8 protein-coding genes and 1 tRNA gene are annotated in these 9,875 nt (G+C 70.0%); 4 read left to right on the top strand and 5 right to left on the bottom strand.

The features are described 5' to 3' along the window. The first annotated feature begins 94 nt into the window (after window positions 1-94). The gene (locus tag AAHZ94_RS04045) at window positions 95-1,567 is read left to right on the top strand and encodes a TerD family protein (protein ID WP_349990576.1); all 1,473 of its coding nucleotides are present in this window, start codon (window positions 95-97) and stop codon (window positions 1,565-1,567) included. Between the two features lie 205 nt (window positions 1,568-1,772). Here AAHZ94_RS04045 and AAHZ94_RS04050 read toward each other — a convergent pair whose 3' ends face one another. The 4 genes from AAHZ94_RS04050 to AAHZ94_RS04065 all read right to left on the bottom strand — a co-directional run bounded on the left by AAHZ94_RS04050 (window position 1,773) and on the right by AAHZ94_RS04065 (window position 6,838). Further along, a complete protein-coding gene (locus tag AAHZ94_RS04050) occupies window positions 1,773-2,642 on the bottom strand; it encodes a geranyl diphosphate 2-C-methyltransferase (RefSeq protein ID WP_349990578.1) in 870 nt (289 codons plus the stop codon). Between the two features lie 19 nt (window positions 2,643-2,661). After that, window positions 2,662-3,804, bottom strand: coding sequence for a family 2 encapsulin nanocompartment cargo protein terpene cyclase (locus tag AAHZ94_RS04055; protein WP_349990579.1), 1,143 nt, complete (start codon window positions 3,802-3,804; stop codon window positions 2,662-2,664). Between the two features lie 401 nt (window positions 3,805-4,205). Then, on the bottom strand, window positions 4,206-5,618 hold the full coding sequence (locus tag AAHZ94_RS04060; RefSeq protein ID WP_349990580.1) for a family 2B encapsulin nanocompartment shell protein: 1,413 nt from the start codon (window positions 5,616-5,618) through the stop codon (window positions 4,206-4,208). A gap of 296 nt (window positions 5,619-5,914) precedes the next feature. Then, window positions 5,915-6,838, bottom strand: coding sequence for a helix-turn-helix domain-containing protein (locus tag AAHZ94_RS04065; protein WP_349990582.1), 924 nt, complete (start codon window positions 6,836-6,838; stop codon window positions 5,915-5,917). Window positions 6,839-6,857: 19 nt separating this feature from the next. Between AAHZ94_RS04065 and AAHZ94_RS04070 the strand changes: the two genes are divergently transcribed. From AAHZ94_RS04070 to AAHZ94_RS04080, 3 genes are all read left to right on the top strand, one after another. Further along, on the top strand, window positions 6,858-7,040 hold the full coding sequence (locus tag AAHZ94_RS04070) for a hypothetical protein (RefSeq protein WP_349990584.1): 183 nt from the start codon (window positions 6,858-6,860) through the stop codon (window positions 7,038-7,040). A 170-nt stretch (window positions 7,041-7,210) separates the two neighbouring features. Beyond that, a complete protein-coding gene (locus AAHZ94_RS04075; protein WP_349990585.1) occupies window positions 7,211-8,143 on the top strand; it encodes an alpha/beta hydrolase in 933 nt (310 codons plus the stop codon). Window positions 8,144-8,283: 140 nt separating this feature from the next. After that, complete coding sequence (locus tag AAHZ94_RS04080) at window positions 8,284-9,216, top strand: alpha/beta hydrolase (RefSeq protein ID WP_349990586.1); 933 nt, start codon at window positions 8,284-8,286, stop codon at window positions 9,214-9,216. A gap of 59 nt (window positions 9,217-9,275) precedes the next feature. Here the strand turns inward: AAHZ94_RS04080 and AAHZ94_RS04085 are convergent. Next, window positions 9,276-9,346, bottom strand: a tRNA-Gly gene (locus AAHZ94_RS04085). Between the last annotated feature and the right edge of the window lie 529 nt (window positions 9,347-9,875).

The following is a 9,875-nucleotide window of genomic DNA, read 5'->3' on the forward strand; positions in this document are numbered from 1 at the left end:
GTGAGATGCCCCAGCGACAGGAGTGCCAGTAAGTCACCCCATATGGCAGGCTGACCGCACGTCAATTGCGGAGAAAATGTGGAGGCGGGGGAGCATGCCGGAGCTCGGCAAGGGTGGGAACACGGCGGTCGAGGCGGGGCGGTTGGTCGTCGAGTTGCGGGCCGTGGGGGACGTGGTTGACCTCAGTGCCCTGTTGGTCGACGCTGACGGCAAGGTCAGGTCCGACGACGACATGGTCTTCTACAACCAGCCGGCCGCCGAATCCGGCGCGGTGCAGCACCGGCCGGCCGACGCCGACGGGCCCGAGCGCATCGAGGTGGAGCCGGCGGCGCTGCCCGCCGACGTGGATCGGGTGGTGCTGGTCGGAAGCTGCGACCCGGACGACGCCAGCCGCACCTTCCGCGAGGTCAAGGAGGTGACGGTACGCGTCGGGCAGGGCGCCGCCGAGCCCGTACTGTTCCGCCAGCCCGACCTCACGGACGGCGAACGCGCCGTACTCCTCGTCGAGTTCTACCGCCGCGGCCCCCAGTGGAAGCTGCGCGCCATCGGCCAGGGTTACGCGGCGGGGCTCGCCGGCCTCGCCACCGACTTCGGCATCGACGTGGCCGAGCCCGAGCCGATCGAAGCGACCCAACCGGCCGGAGCAACCCAACCGACCGCAGCAACCCAACCGGCCGGAGCGCCCCAGCCACCCGCCGTAACCAACGCACCCACCGCCCCCGCGGCACCCCACACGCCCGAGCCACCCATCGCCTTCGCGCTCCCCACCACCCCCGCGGCAGCCGCCCCCCGCGCCAACCTCCGCAAGCCGCCGCTCGGTGCGCTCAGCCTGGAGAAGGGTGGTCAGGCCGCGATCGACCTGGACAAGCACGACCGGGAGTTGGTCGTGGAGGCCGCACTGGAGTGGGACGGCGGCAGCGAAAGTCGCCGTCAACGCGGCGCCGACCTGGACTTCTACGCCCTGTTCATACCGGCGACCGAGGCCCTCAGCGGTGGTCCCAAGGCGCCGGGCACGCTGGTCAAGTCCGGCCACACGGCCGCGGGCGAACCCCTGTTGCCGCCGAGCCCGGCCGACGAAGCCACGGGGGCGACCAAGGCCGAGACCAAGGGCAAGGGCAAGGGCCGGGGCCGGTCGAAGAGGAAGCCGCAACACGTCGTCTACTACAAGCGGCTTGGCTCACTGACCAGCACCCCGTACATCTGCCTGGACGGCGACGCCCGCGCCCCCGGCCGCGAGTCCATCCGCATCGTCCGCCCGGACGTCCAGGGTTACGTGCTGCTCTGTGCGTACTCCGCGCTCAGCAACGGCGTCGGTTCCTTCCGCAGCTTCGGCGCCAAGGTCGTCATCTCGGACGGGCGCGGTTCCACGGTCACCGTCCCGCTGTACGAGGACGCCCAGACCCGCTACTGGGTGGCCATCGCCCTCATCGACTTCACCTCGCCCGACGGCGTGGCGATCCAGCACGTCGAGGCGTACAGCGCCCGGTCCACCGAGCGCCGGCCGTTGCTGCACCGGGACGGCACGATCGAGATGAACGGCGGCCCGGTGGAGTTCAAGCGCCACTGACCCGCCCCAAGCGCCGCTGCCCCACCCCGCACCACCCGTACGCGCCCGTGCCCCGCCCCACCACCCCATGGGTCCGGGGCGGGTGCCGGAAAACCCGACACCCGCCCCGGACCAGTCACACACAATCAGAAGCCGACCCGACACCAGACCGGCACCAGCCAACCACCAACCACCAACCACCAACCAGAAGCCGACCAACCGCCGATCAGACCCGGTCGGCCGCGATCAGCAGATACTGGAAGCTGCCGTTCTTGTACGCGTTCAAGAACGCCTCCTCGATGCCGGTGGCCAGCGGGGACGTCGCCCGCAGCTCCCAGTACGGGATGGTCGCGGCGGTCAGGTCCACCACGCTGATCGGCACCAGCCGGTTCTTCGCCATCTCCCGGAAGTACGCGGAGCGCGGGTGGATGTCGCAGATGTAGTGCGCGTTGATCGTGGAGACCTCGCGCGAGGGCAGCCCGTAGGTGTCGTTGTAGCAGCCGGTGATGGTGACGTACCGGCCGCCGCGCGCCAGCAGCCTGCGGTACTCGGCGAACAGCAGCGACAGGTCCACGTACATGGTCGACTCGTTGTTCCAGATGCCGCGGAACGAGCCGGTCGCGAAGCCCGAGTCGAGCATGTTCTTGACGTGGTAGCGCACCTTGTCGTCCACGCCGCGCTTGCTGGCCTGCGCGTTCGCGAAGGCCACCTGGGTCTCGGAGATGGAGATCCCGTCGACCTGGCAGCCGAAGCGGCGGTTGGCGACCAGACTGCCGCCGCCGCGACCACAGCCGGAGTCCAGCAGCCGGTCATCGGGGCCGATCGCGCCGAGGTGGTCGGCGAGCAGGTCGGCCTGGGCCGACTCCAACCGGTGCAGCTCGGCGGTCACCCGCTCGTCCCGGCTCGCCTCGGGCCCCTCAAGCGCCGCCCAGTCGACGTCGCCGATGCCGTAGTGGTGGTGGTAGAAGCCGTCGACCTCGCCGAGCCGCAGGTTGACGGGGTTCTCCTCGTGGTTCCAGTACTCGGCCACGGACCTCTGGTACGGGCTGGTGGCCGCGGGGACGATCGCGCTGGCGCGGTCCGCTGTGGTGGTCATGCGCTGTTCTTCCTTCTTCTCACCAGTAGTGGGGCAGGGAGTAGCGGTAGGTGTTGGTGTGGTGCCAGCGGTGGTTGCCGGTCACCCAGGCGGCGAGTCCGGTGGTGTAGCGGGCGAGCACCGGGTTGGTCGCGGCCAGCACGGCCGACTCGTCCTCGAAGGCGTGCATGATCTCGTTGTGGATCTCGACGGCCTTCAGGTACGCGGCCTTGAGGCCACGGCCGTCCTCGGCGGCGATCACCACCGGCAGGTTGAGGTGGTACGCGTCGCGGGCCATCTCCTTCGTGAAGGAGTACAGGTCGTTGACGATCGTGGTGGCGTTGCAGGCCAACGCGGTCACCCGCTGCACCTCGGGGCGGGCGTAGAGCACCTCGGGCAGTTCGTACCCGTCCACCGAGTCCACCAGGGACAGACACGGCCTGAAGTTGTTGAACTGCCGCATCACCAGGTACTGCCAGACCGGCGGCGTGGTCCGGGTCTCCGCCCACGCGCCCTCGGCCACGTACCCCAGGTGCAGCCGCGCCATGTCGTGCACGAACCTGCTGACCTGGCTGGGCGTGGCGATCTCCCGGAAGGCGCGCATCGCCCCGTCGTACGAGCGCAGCGGGGCGTCCGCGCCGAGCCCGTGCTGCCACTGCTGTTGGTAGCCGTCGGCGGTGTGCAGCGGGTCGAGCGCCGACTGCGCGAGGATGAGCCGGCTGCCGCGCCCGGAGACGGAACCGCCGTAGTCCTCGCAGTAACAGTCGTCGACGACGTTCTCGGCGACGAGCAGCTTGCCCGCGACGACCAGTCGCTCCAGGTCGGCGGCGCCCGGGTGTTGCAGCACGACCGCCTTGCCGACCTGGAACCCGGCGAAGTCACCGGCCCACTCCGGCGGGAAGAGGTCGAGCTCCCGGGCCCAGGCATCGAGCCGCCGATCGACCTCGGCGATCTTCTGCGGGTCGGCGGGGGCCGCGGGCGGGCAGTACAGCCCCGGGACCGGATCGCCGGCCCGCGGCGGCCCACCGGAACCGGCTCCACCATCCGCCCCGGCCGCCTCCTGCGCCCCCTTGCCACCGCCTGCCGCGGCGGCCCCGAACAGCACCCGGGCCGCGGAGGTCCCGATCCCACTGGGCCCCCCGGCGAGCCACCCGGCCACCCCGCCCCCGGCCGCGTGCTCCACGAGGGCTTCGGGGACGACGGGTGGGGCGGGGGTTACGGGGGCTACGGGGGTGGCTGGTGCGGCAGCGGGCGGCGCGGGTGGCTCCGCCGCAGCCACGGCAACGGCTGCGGCTGGGGCTGCGGGCCCCCCGGCGGGCGCCCGCGCGGCGAGCAACCCCCTGAGGTCGGGTGGGAGTGGTGCGAGGCAGGGGCCGACGGGCCCGGACGGGGGAACGCCCCCCGCCCCCGCGGCCTCACCATCGGCAGGGTTGACGAACATGTGCGGCAACGTCGACACCGCTTCGGCCCTCCTTCACACGCCGAACTGACCGGCCTGACCGAGCGGGCCGGACTGGGTGAACTAAGCGAACTGACCGGACTATGGGGACTGGTGGTACGGGTCGGGCGGACCGCGCCGGAGTCTCAGCCACGTGGTCGCACCTCGACGTTCTCCAACACGCCGATCGCGTCCGGCACCAGCACCGCGGCCGAGTAGTAGGTGCTGACCAGGTAGGAGATGATGGCCTTCGGGTCGATGCCCATGAACCGCACGTTGAGCCCGGGCTCCACCTCGTCCGGCAGCCCGGTCTGGAAGAGGCCGATGACGCCCTCGTTGTCCTCGCCGGTCCGCATCGCGATGATCGACGAGGTCTGGTGCTCCGAGATGGGGATCTTGCCGCAGGGCAGCAGCGGCACGCCGCGCCAGGCGGGGAGGTGGTGCCCGTCGACGTCGACGCTGCCGAAGTAGATGCCCCGCTTGTTGCACTCCTTGCCGAAGGCGGCGATGGCCCGCGGGTGCGCGAACAGGTACTGCGTGCCGCGCCGCATGCTGAGCAGGTCGTCCAGGTCATCCGGGGTCGGCGGGCCCGAGTGGGTGGGGATGCGCTGGTTGAAGTCGGTGTTGTGGAGCAAGCCGAACTCCGGGTTGTTCACCAACTCCCGCTCCTGCCGCTCCCGCAGCGCCTGGATGGTCAGCCGCAACTGCTGCTGCGTCTGGTTCATCGGCTCGTTGTAGAGGTCGGCGACCCGGCTGTGCACCTTCAACACGGTCTGCGCGACACTCAACTCGTACTCGCGCGGGGTGAGTTCGTAGTCCACGAAGGTGCCCGGCAGGGTGGGCTCGCCCTGGTGGCTGGAGAGGAAGTCGATCTCCGCCTCGCCCGCCCTGTTGGTTGGCCGCCGGGAGTCGTGGCTGCGTCGTTGGACGTGCGAACGCAGTCCCTCGTGCTGCTTGGCGATGGCCTTGTACGCGCTGTAGGGCAGTGACAGCAACGTCGTCGCGGTGACGGCCCGGACCGTGGAATCCCACGTCCCGTCGGCCCCCGCCAGCACGTTCCCACCCAAGCTGTCCCCATCCGACAGTCGGCCGACCACGGCCTCGCCCTCGTACTTCCCCGGCCTGATCAGCTCGACTTTTCCATGTGCGATCAGATGAACATGGTCAGCCTTTCGGCCCTCACGCGCGATGACCTGACCGGGATTGATCTCCTTCTGAACGAACTTGTCGGCGAGTGCCTTCAATGCGTCCGCATCGTCGAATCCGTGCAGCAGCGGCAGCTCGGCCAACTCGGCTGGAACCACCCGCACCTTGGACCCGCTCTTGTCGAACGTCACCTTCCCGTCGCCGACCGTGAACGACAGCCGCCGGTTCACCCGGTACGCCCCGCCCGGCACGTTCACCCACGGCAGCTTCCGCAGCAGCCACCGCGAACTGATCCCCTGCATCTGTGGCTCGGACTTGGTGGTCGTCGCCAGGTTGCGCGCCGCGGCGGTGCTGAGGCTCAACTGCGCCTGCTCGTCCCCCGTGACCTCTGAAGAACCCGTCTCCACAGTCATCGCCTACGTCTCCACTCCGTGACGTGACCCCGGCCTGGCCGCCCGTGCGACCACCCAGCGCCACTGACAGTTACGTTGAGTCACCAGTGGTAGCACGCCGTGGCCCCGGGGCTCCGTACCCCACTGCGGCATGCGGGTGTGCTGGGCGTACCCGCGCGAGCAGGGGGCGCGCTGCATGTGCGGAGCGCTTGTGGGTGTGGGTGTGGGGGTGGGTGTGGGTGGAGGTGGACGTGGTCGGAGGGGTGGGGCGCTCAGTGGGTGTGGATGTGTGGGTGTGACTGTGGGGGAGGAAGCGGTCAGCCGCCCCGCTTGCTGCCGCTGTCACCGGCAACGCCACCGGTGCCGCCCGTCTCGCCGTTCGCGGGGGCCGCCGGGGCCGTGGTGCCCTGCTTCGCCCAGGAGGCGAGGATGCGTAGCGCGTCGTGGGAGGGGGTGCCGCGTTCCGCTGTCCAGATCACGAGTTGCTGGTCGGTGTCGGTGGTGGGAGCGAGGGTGTCCCAGTCGAGGGTCAGCTCACCGACGACAGGGTGGCGCAGGGTCTTGGTGCCGATGCCGCGCACCGCGACGTGCTGGGCGGCCCACCAGCGGCGGAAGTCGGCGTCCTGGACCGAGAGCTCGCCGACGAGTGCGGTCAGCCGCGTGTTCTCCGGGTCGCGGGCCGCTTCCATCCGCAATTGGGCCACACAGGTGTGGGCCACGTTCTCCCAGTCGGCGTACAGCTCCCGCATCCGGGGGTCGGTGAAGACCAGCCGTACGTAATTCCGGTGCTTCTCCGGAATTCTTTGGAAATCCGTGACGAGGGCTGCGGCGAGCGAATTCCAGGCGAGAATGTCCATGCGCCGGCCGAGGATGATCGCGGGAATGGTGTCCAGGTCGTCGAGGAGCCGCAGCAGCCGGGTCTGGCCCTTCTGCGGCGTGCGCCTGGCCGGCCTGGTCGAGAGCTTGCCCGCGATCTGGAACAGATAGGCGCGCTGGTCATCGTCCAGGCAAAGGACGCGCGCCAGCGTGTCGAGCACCTGCGCGGACGCCTGTATCCGGCCCTGCTCCAGACGGGTGTAGTAGTCGGTGCTGATCGAGGCGAGGAGGGCGACCTCCTCCCGACGCAGCCCGCTGACGCGCCGCCGCCCGGTCTCGGGCAGCCCGACGGCACGGGGATCGAGTTCGGCTCGGCGCGCCTTGAGGAAGGCCCCCAGGTGGCCGGCGTGTGCGCTGCTGCTCATGGACCCATTCATACCCGGGATGCAACTCCTGTGGGAGGGAGAGTTTTGTCCCCGGATGCTTTCCACCCCGGATGAAATTCTCCTCTTCACCGGGTGCGCGCCGCATGCGAGTGTTTTGACGTACCCGGAAGAAACCCAGGCCGCGGAAGAAACCGAAGCCGTGGAAGAAACCGAAGTCGCGGAAGAAGCCATGAACCCGTGACGGTGTGGGCGGCAGAGATCTTCCCACGGCACCGCCGTTGTCACCGTCATCGGCGCCCCACCCCGCCCGCGCCACCAACTCCGCCCGCGCCCCTGCCACCGCGCACCCACTGCCACCGAACACCCGCTGCCACCACCGCAACACACCGCACGACACACCAGGAGCAGACGATGGAACCCCTCACCTTTCCCAACGGCCAGCTCACCATGGCGGGCAACCTCTTCCTGCCCGACGGTTTCGACCCGCAGACCAGCCACCCGGCGGTCGTCGTCGTCCACCCCGGCGGCGGGGTCAAGGAGCAGGCCGCAGGCTTGTACGCGGCCAAGCTGGCCGAGCGGGGCTTCGTCGCCCTCGCCTTCGACGCCTCCTTCCAGGGCGGCAGCGGCGGCGAGCCGCACCACCTGGAGGACCCGTACGCCCGGGTCGACGACGTCCGTGCGGCCGTCGACCACCTTCAGTCGCTCGGGTACGTCGACCCGGAGCGGATCGGCGCCCTCGGTATCTGCGCCGGAGGCGGGTACGCCGTGAACGCGGCCATGACCGACTACCGGATCAAGGCCCTGACCACCGTCAGCGCCGTCAACATCGGCACCAGCTTCCGTCGCGGCTGGTACGGCGACGGGCCCGACGCCGCCGCCGTCCCCACCCTGCGGGCCGTCGCCGAGCAGCGCACCGCCGAGGCGGCCCGGGGCGCCGAGCCGACCTACCTCCCGTACGTGCCGACGGAGCCGGACGAGAACACCCCGCGCGACCTGGTCGAAGCCGGCGACTACTACCTCACCCCGCGGGCCCAACACCCCAACGCCAAGAACAAGTTCCTCTTCACCAAGAGCGTCTCGCGGATCTTCACCTTCGACGCCTTCCACATGGTGGAGGACCTCCTCACCCAGCCGGTGCTCGTCGTGGCCGGCAGTGAGGCCGGCTCGCTGTGGATGTCCACCGAACTCCACGGCCGCGCCCGCAGCCCGAAGAAGCTGCTGATCGTCGAAGGCGGTACGCACATGGACTTCTACGACGTCCCCGAGTACGTCGATCAGGCCATCGCCGAAGCCACCCCGTTCTTCGCCGAGCACCTGGCAGCCGACGACAGCGCCGAGAGCTGAGCCCGCCGGCCGGAGCCGGTCACACCCACCGGTGCCGCCACCACGGCCACCGGTGCCCAGCACCAGCCGCAGCGGGCACCCGCCCAGCTCCCGGTCGTCCCACCCCTCACTCCATCCCTCCTCCCCGCAAGGAGCACCCCATGACCGAGAACATCAAGCACATCACCGTGCCGGCCCTCGCCTGGGACCTGGCCGCCGACCTCTACCTCCCGCCGGGCTTCGACGAGGGGCGGACGTACCCCGCGATCGTCAGCGTCCACCCCGTCGGTTCCTGCAAGGAGCAGACGTCCGGCAACGTCTACGGCAAGGCGCTGGCGCAGGCGGGGTACGTCGTCATCGCCTACGACGCCAGCTTCCAGGGCGCCAGCGGCGGGACGCCCCGGTCGATCGAGGACCCGTACTTCCGGGTGTCGGACATCAGCTACGTCATCGACCACTTGGTGACTCTGCCGTACGTCGACGCCGACCGCATCGGTGCCATCGGGGTGTGCGGCGGCGGCGCCTACGCCATCAACGCGGCCATGACCGACCGCCGTATCAAGGCCGTCGGCAGCGTGTCCGGGGTCAACTTCGGCCGCCTCATGCACGAGGCGTTCAGCGGCTACGACCCCCTCGCCACCCTTGACGCCATCGCTGAGCAGCGCACGGCCGAGGCGCGCGGCGCGGCGCCCCGGGTCAACCAGTTCCTGCCGGCCGACCCCGCCGCGGCGCGGGAAGCGGGCCTCACCGAGCTCGACTTGTTCGAGGCGACCGACTACTACCGCACCGACCGCGGCCAGCAGCCGGGCGGTCGCACCGAGGCGCTCTTCGCACGCCAGGCCACCGCGGTCGGCTGGGACGCCTTCCACCGCGCCGAGGTCCTGCTGACCCGGCCGCTGTGCGTCGTCGTCGGCGACAAGCCGGGAGCGTTCGGCGCGTACCGCGACGGCCTGGAGATCTACCGCCGCGCCGCCTCGCAGGACAAGGAGCTCGTCGTCGCCGAGGGCTTCTCCCACTACGACCTCTACGACCGTGCCGAGCCGGTGCGGATCGCCCTCGATCGCCTGGTTCCGTTCTACGGGAAGCACCTCTGATCGGGGTGGTCCATCCCACGACGAAGCCCCCAAGTCGCTGACTTGGGGGCTCGTGGAAGAGCGGGTGACGAGAATCGAACTCGCGCTCTAAGCTTGGGAAGCTTATGTTCTACCATTAAACTACACCCGCGAGACACGGCCTTGAGGCCCTGCATCGCGGCTCACTCTACCCCATGACAGACCCCCGGCGCCGAGGCCGTGGGGTCTTCGTGCCGTTTGGGGCGGCTGGCGGTGTTTTGGAACGACGGCCAGGCGGCCGGGCGCGGGGGCGGGTGGGGGATGCGGAGGCGAGGGGCGGGAGTTGGGGCGTACGGTGGGTGGTCGGAGTGCCGCGTGCAAGACCGTTGGATTCATCCCCTAATGTGGCTTTTGTCGTTCACGTAGCTGGGGAAGGGGATCGATGGATCGCACCGTCGTCCGTTGTGCCGAAGGGCACGTGTTCAGCACCGCTTCGTTCCCGATGCAGAACCTGACCGCCGACCGCCTTGGGCCCGGACGCTTGTTGCGCTGTCCGCGGTGCGCCCGGCTTCGGCATGCGGTTCCTGTGGTGTTGGAGAAGCGGTAGCTACACCTTGCGTGGGGGCCCCCCCCCGCTGGGTGGGGCCCATGGGCGGTTTACGGCCGCGGTTGCACGGGGGGGGGGTGTGTCGGGCAAAGGC

Source organism: Streptomyces sp. HSW2009, from assembly GCF_040240285.1.
Classification (GTDB): domain Bacteria; phylum Actinomycetota; class Actinomycetes; order Streptomycetales; family Streptomycetaceae; genus Streptomyces.